Here is a 15,734-nt window from a genome sequence, read left to right on the forward strand (position 1 = left end):
CGTGAAGACGTTGAGCGTGGTCAGGTTCTGGCCAAGCCGGGCACCATCAAGCCGCACACTCAGTTCGAAGCTGAAGTGTACGTGCTGGGCAAGGACGAAGGCGGCCGTCACACTCCGTTCTTCAAGGGCTACCGTCCGCAGTTCTACTTCCGTACAACTGACGTGACCGGTTCCTGCGAACTGCCAGAAGGCGTGGAAATGGTTATGCCGGGCGACAACGTGAAGCTGGTTGTTACCCTGATCGCTCCGATCGCCATGGAAGACGGCCTGCGCTTCGCGATTCGCGAAGGTGGTCGTACCGTTGGTGCCGGCGTGGTTGCCAAGATCATTGCTTAATTAGTAATTGATCTTGAAGTGTTGGGCCGGTATCATTACCGGCTCAACTGCGATTACAGGCCAGTAGCTCAATTGGCAGAGCGGCGGTCTCCAAAACCGCAGGTTGGGGGTTCGATTCCCTCCTGGCCTGCCAGATTATCTGGCAAACACAAAACAGGATTTTACGATTGATGAGCACCAAGGCAGAAACTCACGATAGCCGCTTAGATGTCCTCAAGTGGATTGTCGTGGCTATCCTCGTTTTTGTCGGCGTTTACGGTAATCATTACTTCGCAGCCGAATCTGTTTTGTATCGTGCCGTAGCGCTGGTTGCGCTCGGCCTGGTGGCGGGCTTTGTTGCCCTGCAGACCGAAAAAGGCAAGGCCTTCTGGGCGCTGCTCAAAGAAGCACGCATCGAAATCCGGAAGGTCGTCTGGCCAACTCGTACGGAAACCACTCAGACAACGCTGATCGTCCTGGCGGTTGTTCTGGTCATGGCCCTGATCCTGTGGGGGCTCGATACCCTGCTGGGTTGGATTATTTCTAAGTTCATTGGCTAAAGGTGCTCCGTGTCTAAGCGTTGGTACGTCATACATGCCTACTCCGGATTCGAGAAGCACGTGATGCGTTCTCTCCAGGAGCGGGTCAAGCTGGCCGGAATGGAAGACCAGTTTGGTGAGATCCTTGTGCCCACCGAAGAAGTGGTGGAAATGCGCAACGGCCAGAAGCGCAAGAGTGAGCGCAAATTCTTTCCGGGCTATGTTCTGGTTCAGATGGAAATGAACGAAGGAACCTGGCACCTGGTCAAGGATACCTCTCGCGTGCTGGGCTTCATCGGTGGTACTGCGGACAAGCCCGCGCCGATCACTGATCGTGAAGCTGAAGCCATCCTGCGCCGCGTCGCTGACGGCAGCGACAAGCCGAAGCCCAAGACTCTGTTCGAGCCGGGTGAGGTTGTTCGGGTCACCGATGGTCCCTTCGCCGACTTCAATGGAGTCGTTGAAGAAGTTAATTATGAGAAAAGCCGTGTTCAGGTGGCTGTTCTCATCTTTGGTCGCCCCACGCCAGTGGAGCTCGAATTCAGCCAGGTCGAAAAAGGCTGAGTTCAACTGCCCGCCTGAACCCTGCAATGCCTGAAGGCAATGCGGGGTTTTGTTGTCAGTGGGCACTATGTTAAGTCGGGGAGCCGCGAGGCGCTATTACCCATTGGAGAAGACAAATGGCAAAGAAGATTCAGGCTTATATCAAGCTGCAAGTCAAGGCCGGTCAGGCTAACCCAAGTCCGCCGGTAGGTCCGGCCCTGGGTCAGCACGGCGTAAATATCATGGAATTCTGCAAGGCGTTCAACGCCAAGACCCAGGGCGTTGAGCCAGGTCTGCCGACTCCCGTGATCATCACCGTATACAGCGACCGCAGCTTTACTTTTGAAACCAAAAGTACTCCTGCTGCCGTACTGCTGATGAAGGCTGCTGGTGTCAAGGGCGGTTCCGCTCGTCCCAACAGCCAGAAGGTAGGTACCGTTACTCGCGCCCAGCTCGAAGAGATCGCCAAGACCAAGCAGGCTGATCTGACCGCTGCTGACCTGGACGCTGCTGTGCGCACCATCGCGGGTTCTGCCCGTAGCATGGGTCTGACCGTGGAGGGTGTGTAAATGGCTAAGTTCACTAAGCGCCAAAAGGCAATCAACGAGAAAGTTGATAGCACCAAGGTCTACAGCTTCGAAGAAGCCGCTGCACTGCTGGCCGAAGTATCCAGCGTCAAGTTCGTCGAGTCCGTTGACGTTGCCGTCAACCTCGGTGTCGACCCGCGTAAATCCGACCAGGTCGTACGTGGCGCTACGCTGCTGCCCCACGGCACTGGCAAGACCGTTCGCGTAGCCGTGTTTACCCAGGGTGCCAACGCTGAAGCCGCACTGGCTGCCGGCGCTGACAAGGTCGGCATGGACGATCTGGCTGCCGAAATGAAGGCCGGTAATCTGGACTATGACGTCGTCATCGCTTCTCCGGACGCCATGCGTGTCGTTGGTCAGCTGGGTCAGCTGCTCGGGCCGCGCGGCCTGATGCCGAACCCGAAGGTCGGTACTGTATCTGCTGACGTCGGCACTGCAGTGAAGAATGCCAAGGCTGGTCAGGTTCGCTACCGCACCGACAAGAACGGCATCATTCATTGCTCCGTAGGCAAGGTTGGCTTCGAGCCGGTCAAGCTGAAGGAAAACGTTGAAGCGCTGCTGGCCGATCTGAAGAAGGCCAAGCCGTCCACGTCCAAGGGTATCTATCTGCAGCGCGTGTCCCTGAGCACCACCATGGGTCCGGGTCTGTACATTGACCACTCTGCGCTGAATATCTGATTCATCGGCGCGCCGTTCGCGGCGCGTCAACTATTGGGGTCCCTGCCGGTTGGGGGCTGTCCAAGACCGTAGGTGGCGCAAGCCTCAAATCGGGGAGAAATTCCCAGGCCTACGCAGATGGTGCTCACGATTCAGTGCAGGCTGGATCAGACACCAAAACATGTCGCCTCACGGCGATCAATGGTAAATCCAGGAGTAGAACCCGTGGCAATTAAGCTCGAAGACAAAAAGGCCATCGTCGCTGAAGTCAACGAAGCTGCCAAAGGTGCGCTGTCTGCCGTTGTGGCTGATGCCCGCGGTGTAAGCGTATCTGCCATGACTGGTCTGCGCAAAGACGCACGCGAAGCCGGCGTTTACGTACGTGTTGTACGTAACACCCTGCTGCGTCGTGCTGTTGAAGGCACCGAGTACGACTGCCTCAACGACGTCTTTGTCGGTCCGACCCTGATTGCGTTCTCCAACGAACACCCGGGCGCTGCTGCCCGTCTGTTCAAGGAGTTCGCCAAGGGTCAGGACAAGTTCCAGATCAAGGCAGCTGCGTTTGAAGGCAACTACCTTTCAGCCGATCAGATCGACAAACTGGCCACACTGCCGACTTACGACGAGGCAATCAGCCAGCTGATGAGCGTGATCCAAGGCGCTACCAGCAAGTTCGTTCGTACTTTGGCCGCTGTCCGCGATCAGAAGGAAGCCGAGGCGGCCTGATTGGTCAGCTAGCGCTTTGTTCGTTTGCTTTTAATGTTTTGACGACCCCAAGGGTTGTCCCCCAATACAGGAATATAGAGTCATGGCTCTGACCAACGAAGATATCATCAATGCCGTATCCGAAATGTCCGTTATGCAGGTCGTTGAACTGATCAGCGCAATGGAAGAGAAGTTCGGCGTTTCCGCCGCTGCCGCTGTTGCAGCTGGCCCGGCTGCTGGTGGCGCTGCTGCCGCTGAAGAGCAGACCGAGTTCAACGTTATCCTGACCGCCGCTGGCGAGAAGAAAGTTAACGTGATCAAGGCTGTTCGCGAGCTGACCGGTCTGGGCCTGAAAGAAGCCAAGGCCATGGTTGATGGCGCTCCGGCTACCATCAAGGAAGGCGTTTCCAAGGACGAAGCCGAAGCCGCGAAGAAATCGCTGGAAGAGGCTGGTGCAGCGGTCGAGCTCAAGTAAGCTTGCGCGACCTTGCGTCGACAATCTGATCGACGGTCAGATTGATGGCTGGTGGCCTGTGTGCCACCGGCCTTTTTCCGTTCCGGCCTGATCTCGGGCCGGTCGGATCCACTCCGAAGCGAGTGAGCAAGACGAGGTCTTGCAAGCATTTTCAGGCTTTCCCGTCAGGGGGAGCCAATCAAGCAGGTGACCAAGCTGGGGAACGCTGATGGCTTACTCATATACTGAGAAAAAACGTATCCGCAAGGACTTTGGCAAACTGCCGCATGTGATGGATGTACCTTATCTGCTGGCGATCCAGCTGGATTCCTATCGGGAATTCCTGCAGGCCGGCAACGACAAGGACAACGTTCGTGATATCGGTCTGCACGCGGCCTTCAAATCTGTCTTCCCCATTATCAGCTATTCCGGTAATGCGGCGCTCGAATATGTCGGTTACCGGTTAGGTGAGCCGGCTTTCGATGTCAAGGAGTGCGTGCTGCGCGGTGTGACCTTTGCGGTTCCGCTGCGGGTGAAAGTGCGCCTGATCATCTTTGATCGCGAGTCTGCCAGCAAGGCGATCAAGGATATCAAGGAGCAGGAAGTCTATATGGGTGAAATACCCCTGATGACTGAAAACGGTACCTTCGTGATCAATGGTACCGAGCGTGTGATCGTATCCCAGTTGCACCGCAGCCCCGGGGTGTTCTTCGACCACGACCGTGGCAAGACCCACAGCTCCGGCAAGTTGCTGTATTCCGCCCGTGTGATTCCTTACCGCGGGTCCTGGCTGGACTTCGAGTTCGATCCCAAGGACGCCGTGTTCGTCCGTATCGACCGTCGCCGCAAGCTGCCGGCGTCCGTGCTGCTGCGCGCGCTGGGCTACCAGACCTCTGAAATTCTCGACATCTTCTATGACACCAACAAGTTCGAGGTGCAAGGTGAAAGCCTGCAGCTGGAGCTGGTGCCGCAGCGCCTGCGTGGTGAGATCGCTACCTTTGACATCACTGATGGCAAGGGCAAGGTCATTGTCGAGAAGGGTCGCCGGATTACCGCGCGCCATATCAATCAGCTGGAAAAAGCCGGTATCACCAGTCTGGAAGTGCCCTACGACTACCTGGTCGGCCGTACCATTGCCAAGGCTGTGGTGCACCCGGCTACCGGTGAGATTCTGGTCGAGTGCAACGTCGAAGTGACAGCGGATCTGATCGACAAGCTGGTGAAAGCCCAGGTTGATCGCATCGAGACGCTGTACACCAACGATATCGACTGTGGCCCGTTCATCTCCGATACCCTGCGCATCGATAACACCACCAGCCAGCTCGAAGCGCTGGTGGAAATCTATCGCATGATGCGCCCCGGTGAGCCGCCGACCAAGGATGCCGCCGAGACCCTGTTCAGCAACCTGTTCTTCAGCAGCGACCGTTACGACCTGTCTGCCGTCGGCCGCATGAAGTTCAACCGCCGCATCGGTCGTGAAGAGATCGAAGGACCTGGCGTGCTGAGCAAGGAAGACATTATCGAGGTGCTCAAGACCCTGGTCGATATCCGTAACGGCAAGGGCGTGGTCGATGATATCGATCACCTGGGTAACCGTCGCATCCGCTCCGTTGGTGAAATGGCCGAAAACCAGTTCCGTGTAGGTCTGGTACGGGTCGAGCGGGCGGTGAAAGAACGTCTGTCCATGGCCGAAAGCGAAGGCCTGATGCCGCAGGATCTGATCAATGCCAAGCCGGTTGCGGCGGCAGTGAAGGAATTCTTCGGTTCCAGCCAGCTGTCCCAGTTCATGGACCAGAACAACCCGCTGTCCGAGATTACCCACAAGCGTCGTGTTTCCGCGCTTGGGCCGGGTGGTTTGACCCGTGAACGTGCCGGCTTCGAAGTGCGCGACGTACACCCGACCCACTATGGTCGCGTATGTCCGATCGAAACTCCGGAAGGTCCGAACATCGGTCTGATCAACTCGCTGGCCACCTATGCCCGGACCAACGAATACGGCTTCCTGGAAAGCCCGTATCGCCGCGTCAAGGATGCCGTGGTGACCGACGAGATCGTGTTCCTGTCGGCCATCGAAGAGTCCGATCATGTTATCGCCCAGGCCAGTGCCGAGGTGCGTGACGGCCGTCTGGTCGAAGAACTGGTTGCCGTTCGTCACATGAACGAATTCAGCGTCAAGGCGCCGGAAGAAGTCACCCTGATGGACGTATCGCCGCGTCAGGTCGTGTCGGTTGCCGCCTCGCTGATTCCGTTCCTCGAGCACGATGATGCCAACCGCGCCCTCATGGGTTCCAACATGCAGCGTCAGGCCGTTCCGACCTTGCGTGCCGAGAAGCCGCTGGTAGGTACCGGTATGGAGCGCAACGTGGCTGTGGACTCCGGTGTCTGCGTGACCGCTCGCCGTGGTGGTGTAGTCGACTCGGTTGATGCCAGCCGTATCGTTATCCGTGCCAACGACGACGAAGTGGAAGCGGGCGAAGCCGGTGTGGATATCTACACCCTGACCAAGTACACCCGTTCCAACCAGAACACCTGCATCAACCAGCGTCCGCTGGTGAAGAAAGGCGATCTGGTGGCGGTCAAGGACATCCTGGCCGATGGTTCTTCCGTCGACATGGGTGAGCTGGCCCTGGGTCAGAACATGCGTGTGGCGTTCATGCCCTGGAATGGCTACAACTTCGAGGACTCCATTCTGGTGTCCGAGCGGGTGGTCCAGGAAGATCGCTTTACTACTATCCACATCCAGGAACTGACCTGCGTTTCCCGTGACACCAAGTTGGGGCCGGAAGAAGTCACTTCCGATATTCCCAACGTTGGCGAAGCGGCGCTGGGCAAGCTGGACGAGGCCGGTATCGTTTACGTGGGCGCCGAAGTTGGCACCGGCGACATTCTGGTCGGCAAGGTCACGCCCAAGGGCGAAACCCAGCTGACGCCGGAAGAGAAGCTGCTGCGTGCGATCTTTGGTGAGAAGGCTTCCGACGTCAAGGACACCTCCCTGCGTGTACCGACCGGTACCAAGGGTACGGTCATCGACGTTCAGGTGTTCACCCGTGATGGCGTTGAGCGCGACTCTCGCGCCCTGGCCATCGAGAAGGAGCAGCTGGACGAGATCCGCAAGGATCTGCAGGAAGAGTTCCGCATCGTCGAAACGGCGACTTTCGAGCGCCTCAGCGCCGCGCTGATCGGCCACACTGCCGAAGGCGGTGCCGGTGTCAAGAAAGGCACCGAGCTGACTGCCGAGATTCTTGCCGGTATCGAGCGCGGCCAGTGGTTCAAGCTGCGCATGAGCGAAGACCATCTCAACGAACAGCTGGAGCTGGCTCAGGCCTACCTGATCGACCGCCGCAAGCTGCTCGACGAGAAGTTCGAAGACAAGAAGCGCAAGCTGCAGCAGGGCGATGACCTGGCGCCGGGCGTACTCAAGATCGTCAAGGTCTACCTGGCGATCAAGCGTCGCATCCAGCCGGGTGACAAGATGGCTGGTCGTCACGGTAACAAGGGTGTCATCTCGGTCATCATGCCGATCGAAGATATGCCCCATGACGAGAACGGCACGCCGGTGGACATCGTCCTCAACCCGCTGGGTGTACCTTCGCGGATGAACGTTGGGCAGATTCTCGAAACCCACCTGGGCCTCGCGGCCAAGGGCCTGGGCGAGAAGATCAACCGCATGCTCGAAGAGCAGCGCAAGATCGCCGAACTGCGCGAGTTCCTCGATGAGGTGTACAACAAGGTAGGTGGTCGTCAGGAGAATCTGGACGCACTCAGCGATCAGGAAGTCCTGGATCTGGCCAACAACCTGCGCGCCGGTGTGCCGATGGCAACTGCGGTATTTGATGGTGCTGAAGAGCACGAAATCAAGCACATGCTGCGCCTGGCAGATCTGCCGGACAGTGGTCAGATGAAGCTGTACGACGGTCGTACCGGCAACACCTTCGATCGCCCGGTTACCGTTGGCTACATGTACATGCTCAAGTTGAACCACTTGGTCGACGATAAGATGCACGCCCGTTCGACCGGTTCGTACAGCCTGGTAACACAGCAGCCGCTGGGTGGTAAGGCTCAGTTCGGCGGTCAGCGTTTCGGGGAGATGGAGGTCTGGGCTCTGGAAGCCTATGGTGCCGCCTACACCCTGCAGGAAATGCTCACCGTCAAATCGGATGACGTCAATGGCCGGACCAAGATGTACAAGAACATCGTGGACGGTGACCATCGCATGGAGGCCGGCATGCCCGAGTCCTTCAACGTGCTGGTCAAGGAGATTCGTTCTCTGGCCATCGATATCGACCTGGAATCCGAATAACCACCGAGTGCCCACGTCTCGGGCGGCGTGACCCGCCGCCCTTGAGACACTGCGAGGAGTATAGGCCTTGAAAGACTTATTGAACCTGCTCAAGTCCCAGGGACAAGTTGAAGAGTTCGATTCCATTCGAATCGGCTTGGCATCGCCGGAGATGATCCGGTCCTGGTCCTACGGCGAAGTGAAAAAGCCGGAAACCATTAACTACCGTACCTTCAAGCCGGAGCGTGACGGCCTGTTCTGCGCCAAGATCTTTGGCCCGGTGAAGGACTACGAGTGCCTGTGCGGCAAGTACAAGCGCCTCAAGCACCGTGGCGTCATCTGTGAAAAGTGTGGCGTTGAAGTCGCACTGGCCAAGGTGCGTCGCGAGCGCATGGGACATATCGAACTGGCATCGCCGGTTGCCCATATCTGGTTCCTGAAATCCCTGCCGTCCCGTATCGGTCTGCTGCTGGACATGACCCTGCGCGACATCGAGCGGGTACTGTATTTCGAAAGCTATGTCGTGATCGAGCCCGGTCTGACTACGCTGGAGAAAGGCCAGCTGCTGAACGACGAACAGTACTTCGAAGCGCTGGAAGAATTCGGTGACGAGTTCGATGCGCGCATGGGTGCCGAAGCGGTATTCGAGCTGCTGACCGCCATGGATCTGGAGCACGAGATCAGCCGGCTGCGTGAGGAAATTCCGCAGACCACCTCGGAAACCAAGATCAAGAAGCTGTCCAAGCGGCTGAAGCTGATGGAAGCCTTCCAGGGTTCCGGCAACAAGCCGGAGTGGATGGTCATGACCGTACTGCCGGTACTGCCGCCGGACCTGCGTCCGCTGGTACCGCTGGATGGTGGTCGTTTCGCGACTTCCGACCTGAACGACCTGTACCGTCGGGTGATCAACCGTAACAACCGTCTGAAGCGTCTGCTGGACCTGTCCGCGCCGGATATCATCGTGCGCAACGAAAAGCGCATGCTGCAGGAATCGGTTGATGCGCTGCTGGACAACGGTCGTCGCGGCCGTGCCATCACCGGCACCAACAAGCGCCCGCTGAAGTCCCTGGCCGACATGATCAAGGGTAAGCAGGGCCGTTTCCGTCAGAACCTGCTCGGTAAGCGCGTTGACTACTCCGGTCGTTCGGTGATCGTGGTAGGTCCGACCCTGCGTCTGCATCAGTGCGGTCTGCCCAAGAAGATGGCGCTGGAACTGTTCAAGCCGTTCATCTTCGGCAAGCTGGAACATCGCGGCCTGGCCACCACCATCAAGGCGGCCAAGAAGATGGTTGAGCGCGAGCTGCCGGAAGTGTGGGATATCCTCGCCGAGGTTATCCGCGAACACCCCGTGCTGCTCAACCGTGCACCAACACTGCACCGTCTGGGTATCCAGGCGTTCGAGCCGGTACTGATCGAAGGCAAGGCCATTCAACTGCACCCGCTGGTGTGTGCGGCCTATAACGCCGACTTCGACGGTGACCAGATGGCCGTTCACGTGCCGCTGACGCTGGAAGCCCAGCTGGAAGCGCGCGCGCTGATGATGTCGACCAACAACATCCTGTCGCCAGCCAGTGGCGAGCCGATCATCGTGCCGTCCCAGGACGTGGTACTGGGTCTGTACTACATGACCCGGTCGCGCATCAATGCGCGTGGCGAAGGCATGCGTTTCACCAGCATCGCCGAAGTCGAGATGGCCTACCGTAGCGGCCACGTTGACCTGCACTCGATGGTCAAGGTGCGTCTCGAAGAGACCGTCAAGCACAAGGACGAGAGCTGGACCACGGAAACCCGCATCATCGACACCACTGTCGGTCGCGCGTTGCTGTTCCAGATCCTGCCCAAGGGGCTGCCCTTCTCGCTGGTCGACCAGCCGCTGAAGAAGAAGGCGATTTCCAAGCTGATCAACACCAGCTACCGGATCGTGGGTCTCAAGGAGACCGTGATCTTCGCTGACCAGCTGATGTACACCGGCTTTGCCTATTCGACCATCTCCGGTGCCTCCATCGGCGTGAACGACTTCGTCATTCCCGAAGAGAAGGCGCGGATCATCGAAGATGCCACCGCCGAGGTGAAGGAAATCGAAGACCAGTACGCTTCCGGTCTGGTTACCGCCGGGGAGAAGTACAACAAGGTCATCGACTTGTGGTCCAAGGCCAACGACGAGATTTCCAAGGCGATGATGGACAACCTCAAGTCCACTCGCGTGCTGGATCGTGACGGCAAGGAAGTCGAGCAGGAGTCCTTCAACTCGATGTACATGATGGCCGACTCCGGTGCCCGGGGTTCCGCCGCACAGATTCGTCAGTTGGCAGGTATGCGGGGTCTGATGGCCAAGCCGGATGGCTCGATCATCGAAACGCCGATCATTGCCAACTTCCGTGAAGGTCTGAACGTACTCCAGTACTTCATCTCCACCCACGGTGCCCGTAAGGGTCTGGCGGATACGGCACTGAAGACCGCCAACTCCGGTTATCTGACCCGTCGCCTGGTCGACGTGGCGCAGGATCTGGTGATCACCGAGGTTGATTGCGGTACTGATCAGGGTCTGGTCATGAAGCCGCACATCGAAGGCGGCGACATTGTCGAGCCGCTGGGTGAGCGCGTGCTGGGTCGGGTCATCGCCCGTGACGTATTCAAGCCGGGTACCGAAGACGTCATCGTCGCCGGCGGCACCCTGATCGACGAGCAGTGGGTCGAATTCCTCGAGCTGAACAGCGTGGACGAGGTGATTGTACGCTCGCCCATTACCTGTGAAACCCGCTACGGCGTGTGCTCCACCTGCTATGGTCGCGACTTGGCACGTGGTCACCAGATCAATATCGGTGAGGCGGTGGGTGTGATCGCTGCCCAGTCCATTGGTGAGCCGGGTACCCAGCTGACGATGCGGACGTTCCACATCGGTGGTGCTGCCAGCCGGACCGCCGCGCAGGACAGCATTCAGGTCAAGAGCGCCGGTACCATCCGCCTGCACAACCTGAAGCACGTGACCCGTGATGACGGCGCGCTGGTGGCGGTGTCCCGTTCCGGTGAGCTGGCTCTGGCTGACGAGTTCGGTCGTGAGCGTGAGCGTTACAAGCTGCCCTACGGTGCGGTGATCTCCATTCACGAGAGTGATAAGGTCCAGGCCGGCCAGGTGGTTGCCAAGTGGGATCCGCACACTCACCCGATCGTTACCGAGATTGCCGGTACCGTACAGTTTGTTGGCATGGAGGAGGGTATCACCATCCGCCGTCAGACCGACGAACTCACCGGTCTGAGCAACATCGAAGTAATGGCGGTGCACGAGCGTCCATCCGCTGGTAAGGACATCCGTCCGACCATGAAGCTGATTGGCGCTGACGGTAAGGAGCTGATGCTGCCGGGTACCGATGTGCCGGCGCAGTACTTCCTGCCCGAGAAGACCCAGGTCAACCTGTCCGATGGAGTGCAGGTAACCATTGGTGACGTACTGGCACGTATTCCTCAGGAAACGTCCAAGACTCGCGACATCACCGGTGGTCTGCCGCGTGTTGCCGATCTGTTCGAGGCGCGTCGTCCGAAGGAACCGTCCATCCTGGCAGAAGTCAGCGGCACCATCTCCTTCGGCAAGGAAACCAAGGGCAAGCGCCGTCTGGTCATCACTCCGAACGATGGCAGCGATCCGTACGAGGAGCTGATTCCGAAGTGGCGCCACCTGAACGTGTTCGAAGGTGAACAGGTCACCAAGGGTGAGGTTATCTCCGATGGTCCGAGCAACCCGCACGATATCCTGCGTCTGCTGGGTGTTAGCGAGCTCGCCAAGTATATCGTCAACGAAATTCAGGACGTGTACCGCCTGCAGGGTGTGAAGATCAACGACAAGCACATCGAGGTGACCATTCGCCAGATGCTGCGCAAGGTCGAGATCAGCGAGTCGGGTGATTCCAGCTTCATCAAGGGCGACCAGGTCGAGCTGACCCAGGTCCTCGAAGAGAACGAAGCGCTGGCTGGTCAGGACAAGTTCCCGGCCAAGTATGAGCGGGTACTGCTGGGTATCACCAAGGCGTCGCTGTCGACCGAGTCGTTCATTTCCGCGGCTTCCTTCCAGGAAACCACACGGGTACTGACCGAGGCTGCCGTTACCGGTAAGCGCGATCACCTGCGTGGCCTGAAAGAGAACGTGGTGGTGGGTCGTCTGATTCCGGCCGGTACCGGTCTGGCCTACCACGCTGAGCGCAAGCGTCAGCGTACGGCCGACAAGCCGGCGAAAGTCAGCGCCAGTGAAGTCGAGCAGGCCCTGTCGGATGCGCTGAATTCCAGCGGCAACTGATCAGTGTCACCCGTCGTGGACCACGGCGGGTGCGCTTGACGATGGGGGGAGGTCTCTATAGAATTCCGTACCCCTAAAATAGGCGGGGCGTTTTGCCCTGCCGTTTTATTTAATATGTCCCAGGGACATCAGTGGAGTTTTGCTAGATGGCAACAATCAACCAGCTGGTTCAAAAGCCGCGCAAGCGTGTTGCTGAAAAAAGCGACGTGCCCGCGCTGCAGAACTGCCCGCAGCGTCGTGGTGTATGTACTCGCGTATATACCACCACGCCGAAGAAGCCGAACTCGGCTCTGCGTAAGGTCTGCCGTGTTCGCTTGACCAACGGCTTTGAAGTTTCTTCCTATATCGGTGGTGAAGGCCACAACCTGCAAGAGCACAGCGTCGTTCTGATTCGCGGCGGCCGTGTAAAAGACTTGCCAGGTGTGCGTTACCACACTGTTCGCGGTTCGCTGGATACCTCCGGTGTCAAAGACCGTAAGCAGGGTCGTTCCAAGTACGGCGCCAAGCGTCCGAAGTAATTTGAATTCATTTAACCTGAGTCGATAAGAGTAAGGTCAGGCGTAACGAAAATGTTGCAGTCCTGAGCTAACCTGAAGACCGTTTGAGGGCTTATCATGCCAAGACGTCGTGTAGCGGCAAAACGTGAGATCCTGCCAGAACCTAAGTATGGCAGCCAGATTCTCGCCAAATTCATGAACCATGTAATGGAAAGCGGCAAGAAATCCACCGCTGAGCGTATCGTGTACGGTGCTCTGGATAAAGTTAAAGAGCGCACCAAGACTGACGATCCGGTTGAGCTGTTTGAAAAAGCGCTCGATGCCATCGCTCCGCTGGTTGAGGTTAAGTCCCGCCGTGTAGGTGGTGCCACCTACCAGGTTCCGGTTGAAGTGCGTCCCTCCCGCCGCAATGCTCTGGCAATGCGCTGGTTGGTAGATGCTGCCCGTAAGCGTGGCGAGAAGTCGATGGATCTGCGTCTTGCTGGCGAACTGCTTGATGCAGCTGAAGGCAAGGGCTCTGCGGTCAAGAAGCGTGAAGACGTGCACCGTATGGCTGAAGCGAACAAAGCTTTCTCTCACTATCGCTTCTAAACAACGACTCAGGAGACTATCGTGGCTCGTACAACCCCGATCAATCTATACCGCAATATTGGTATTTGTGCGCACGTCGATGCGGGCAAAACCACAACCACGGAACGGATCCTGTTCTACACCGGCGCCAACCATAAAATGGGTGAGACCCATGATGGCGCCAGTACCACTGACTGGATGGCCCAGGAGCAGGAGCGTGGTATCACTATTACCTCCGCTGCTGTAACTGCCTTCTGGCAGGGTTCTCAGAAGCAGTACAAGAAGCACCGGGTCAACGTTATCGATACCCCCGGCCACGTTGACTTCACCATCGAAGTAGAGCGCTCCTTGCGCGTGCTCGACGGTGCAGTCGTTGTGTTCTGCGGCACCTCCGGTGTTGAGCCGCAGTCCGAAACCGTATGGCGTCAGGCCAACAAGTACGGTGTGCCGCGTATCGTCTACGTGAACAAGCTGGACCGTCAGGGTGCTAACTTCCTGCGCGTAGTCGAGCAGATCAAGAAGCGCCTTGGCCATACGCCTGTGGCGCTTCAGCTGCCGATCGGTTCGGAAGAGAACTTCATTGGTCAGGTAGACCTGTTGCGTATGAAGGCTCTCTACTGGAACGAAGACGACATGGGTATGGCCTTCCGCGAGGAAGAGATCCCTGCGGACATGCTTGAGCTGGCTGAAGAGTACCGTGAAAAGCTGGTGGAAGCTGCCGCTGAAGCCAACGAAGAGTTGATGAACAAGTACCTGGAAGGCGTTGAGCTGACCCTGGAAGAAATCAAGGCCGGTCTGCGTCAGCGTACCTTGGCCAGCGAAATCGTTCCGGCTGTCTGCGGTTCCTCGTTCAAGAACAAGGGCGTGCCGTTGGTACTGGATGCGGTTATCGACTTCCTGCCGGCTCCGGACGAAGTTGAAGCCATCAAGGGTGTGCACCCGGACGACGACGAGAAGATCGACAAGCGTATCTCCAGCGACGACGAGCCCTTTGCTGCTCTGGCGTTCAAGATCGCTACCGACCCCTTCGTTGGTACTCTGACCTTCGTTCGCGTGTACTCGGGCGTGCTGTCTTCTGGCGACTCGGTGATCAACTCGGTTAAAGGCAAGAAAGAGCGTGTGGGCCGTATGGTTCAGATGCAGGCCAACAACCGTGAAGAGATCAAGGAAGTGCGCGCTGGCGATATCGCCGCTCTGATCGGTATGAAGGATGTGACCACCGGTGACACCCTGTGCGACCTGGAAAAGCAGATCGTTCTGGAGCGCATGGAGTTCCCTGAGCCGGTAATCCACGTTGCTGTTGAGCCGAAAACCAAGGCTGACCAGGAAAAGATGGGTATTGCACTGGGTAAACTGGCCCAGGAAGATCCGTCCTTCCGCGTGCGTACTGATGAAGAGTCCGGCCAGACCATCATTGGTGGTATGGGCGAGCTGCACCTGGACATCATCGTTGACCGCATGAAGCGTGAATTCAACGTTGAAGCCAATATCGGTAAGCCGCAGGTGGCCTACCGTGAAGCGATTCGCAATACCTGCGAGATCGAAGGCAAGTTTGTCCGTCAGTCCGGTGGTCGCGGCCAGTTCGGTCACGTCTGGATTCGCTTCGAGCCGGCTGATGAGGCCGCCGAAGGTCTGATCTTCGCCAGTGAAGTGGTGGGCGGTACCGTACCCAAGGAATACATTCCTGCGGTGCAGAAGGGCATTGATGAGCAGATGAAGAACGGTGTTCTCGCCGGTTACCCGCTGCTCAGCCTCAAGGCAACCATCTTTGATGGTTCTTATCATGATGTTGACTCGAACGAAATGGCGTTCAAGATCGCCGCTTCCATGGCCACCAAGCAATTGGCCCAGAAAGGCGGTGCTGTTCTGCTCGAGCCGATCATGAAAGTTGAAGTAGTGACCCCCGAGGACTACATGGGTGACGTGATGGGTGACCTCAACCGTCGTCGTGGTCTGGTCCAGGGTATGGAAGACTCTCCCTCCGGGAAGGTTATCCGTGCTGAGGTTCCGCTGGGTGAGATGTTTGGTTACGCCACGGATGTACGCTCCATGTCCCAGGGACGTGCTAGCTACTCCATGGAGTTCGCCAAATACGCCGAGGCTCCCTCGAACATCGTTGACGCTATCATCAAGAAGCAAGGTTGATTGCTTCCTGGCTAATTGAAGAGGTTACTAATCGTGGCAAAAGAAAAGTTTGAACGCAGTAAACCGCACCTGAACGTGGGTACCATCGGTCACGTTGACCATGGCAAAACCACTCTGACCGCTGCTCTGACCCGCGTTTGCGCCGAAGTATTCGG

At 57.8% G+C, this 15,734-nt stretch carries 13 protein-coding genes and 1 tRNA gene; all 14 read left to right on the plus strand.

Annotated elements, in window-relative coordinates; translation table 11 throughout:
• A partial coding sequence (locus tag BM267_RS16370; protein ID WP_074992220.1) for an EF-Tu C-terminal domain-related protein occupies window positions 1-336 on the plus strand: 336 nt, incomplete at its 5' end.
• A 57-nt stretch (window positions 337-393) separates the two neighbouring features.
• Window positions 394-469, plus strand: a tRNA-Trp gene (locus BM267_RS16375).
• Window positions 470-506: 37 nt separating this feature from the next.
• Window positions 507-875 (plus strand): preprotein translocase subunit SecE, encoded by a 369-nt coding sequence (secE, locus tag BM267_RS16380; protein WP_036993757.1) that lies wholly within the window; start codon window positions 507-509, stop codon window positions 873-875.
• Between the two features lie 9 nt (window positions 876-884).
• A complete protein-coding gene (gene nusG / locus BM267_RS16385; RefSeq protein ID WP_036993755.1) occupies window positions 885-1,418 on the plus strand; it encodes a transcription termination/antitermination protein NusG in 534 nt (177 codons plus the stop codon).
• 116 nt (window positions 1,419-1,534) lie between these two features.
• The gene (rplK, locus tag BM267_RS16390; protein ID WP_036993752.1) at window positions 1,535-1,966 is read left to right on the plus strand and encodes a 50S ribosomal protein L11; all 432 of its coding nucleotides are present in this window, start codon (window positions 1,535-1,537) and stop codon (window positions 1,964-1,966) included.
• Complete coding sequence (gene rplA, locus BM267_RS16395) at window positions 1,967-2,662, plus strand: 50S ribosomal protein L1 (protein ID WP_074781349.1); 696 nt, start codon at window positions 1,967-1,969, stop codon at window positions 2,660-2,662.
• A 204-nt stretch (window positions 2,663-2,866) separates the two neighbouring features.
• Window positions 2,867-3,367, plus strand: a complete 501-nt coding sequence (gene rplJ / locus BM267_RS16400; protein ID WP_036993748.1) for a 50S ribosomal protein L10 — start codon at window positions 2,867-2,869, stop codon at window positions 3,365-3,367.
• Between the two features lie 82 nt (window positions 3,368-3,449).
• The gene (gene rplL, locus BM267_RS16405) at window positions 3,450-3,821 is read left to right on the plus strand and encodes a 50S ribosomal protein L7/L12 (protein ID WP_036993745.1); all 372 of its coding nucleotides are present in this window, start codon (window positions 3,450-3,452) and stop codon (window positions 3,819-3,821) included.
• Between the two features lie 208 nt (window positions 3,822-4,029).
• Window positions 4,030-8,100: a DNA-directed RNA polymerase subunit beta gene (gene rpoB / locus BM267_RS16410; protein ID WP_074781348.1), complete on the plus strand. Its 4,071-nt coding sequence runs from the start codon at window positions 4,030-4,032 to the stop codon at window positions 8,098-8,100.
• A gap of 67 nt (window positions 8,101-8,167) precedes the next feature.
• The gene (gene rpoC, locus BM267_RS16415; RefSeq protein ID WP_074781347.1) at window positions 8,168-12,367 is read left to right on the plus strand and encodes a DNA-directed RNA polymerase subunit beta'; all 4,200 of its coding nucleotides are present in this window, start codon (window positions 8,168-8,170) and stop codon (window positions 12,365-12,367) included.
• Between the two features lie 146 nt (window positions 12,368-12,513).
• Complete coding sequence (rpsL, locus tag BM267_RS16420) at window positions 12,514-12,885, plus strand: 30S ribosomal protein S12 (protein ID WP_036993737.1); 372 nt, start codon at window positions 12,514-12,516, stop codon at window positions 12,883-12,885.
• 96 nt (window positions 12,886-12,981) lie between these two features.
• Window positions 12,982-13,455 carry a 30S ribosomal protein S7 gene (gene rpsG, locus BM267_RS16425; protein ID WP_036993734.1) on the plus strand — a complete coding sequence of 158 codons (474 nt, stop codon included), beginning with the start codon at window positions 12,982-12,984 and terminating at the stop codon, window positions 13,453-13,455.
• A 21-nt stretch (window positions 13,456-13,476) separates the two neighbouring features.
• Window positions 13,477-15,579, plus strand: coding sequence for an elongation factor G (gene fusA, locus BM267_RS16430; protein WP_036993731.1), 2,103 nt, complete (start codon window positions 13,477-13,479; stop codon window positions 15,577-15,579).
• Between the two features lie 33 nt (window positions 15,580-15,612).
• On the plus strand, window positions 15,613-15,734 hold a 122-nt coding region (locus BM267_RS16435), incomplete at its 3' end, for a GTP-binding protein (RefSeq protein ID WP_235818306.1).

The organism is Halopseudomonas bauzanensis (assembly GCF_900114735.1).
GTDB lineage: Bacteria > Pseudomonadota > Gammaproteobacteria > Pseudomonadales > Pseudomonadaceae > Halopseudomonas > Halopseudomonas bauzanensis.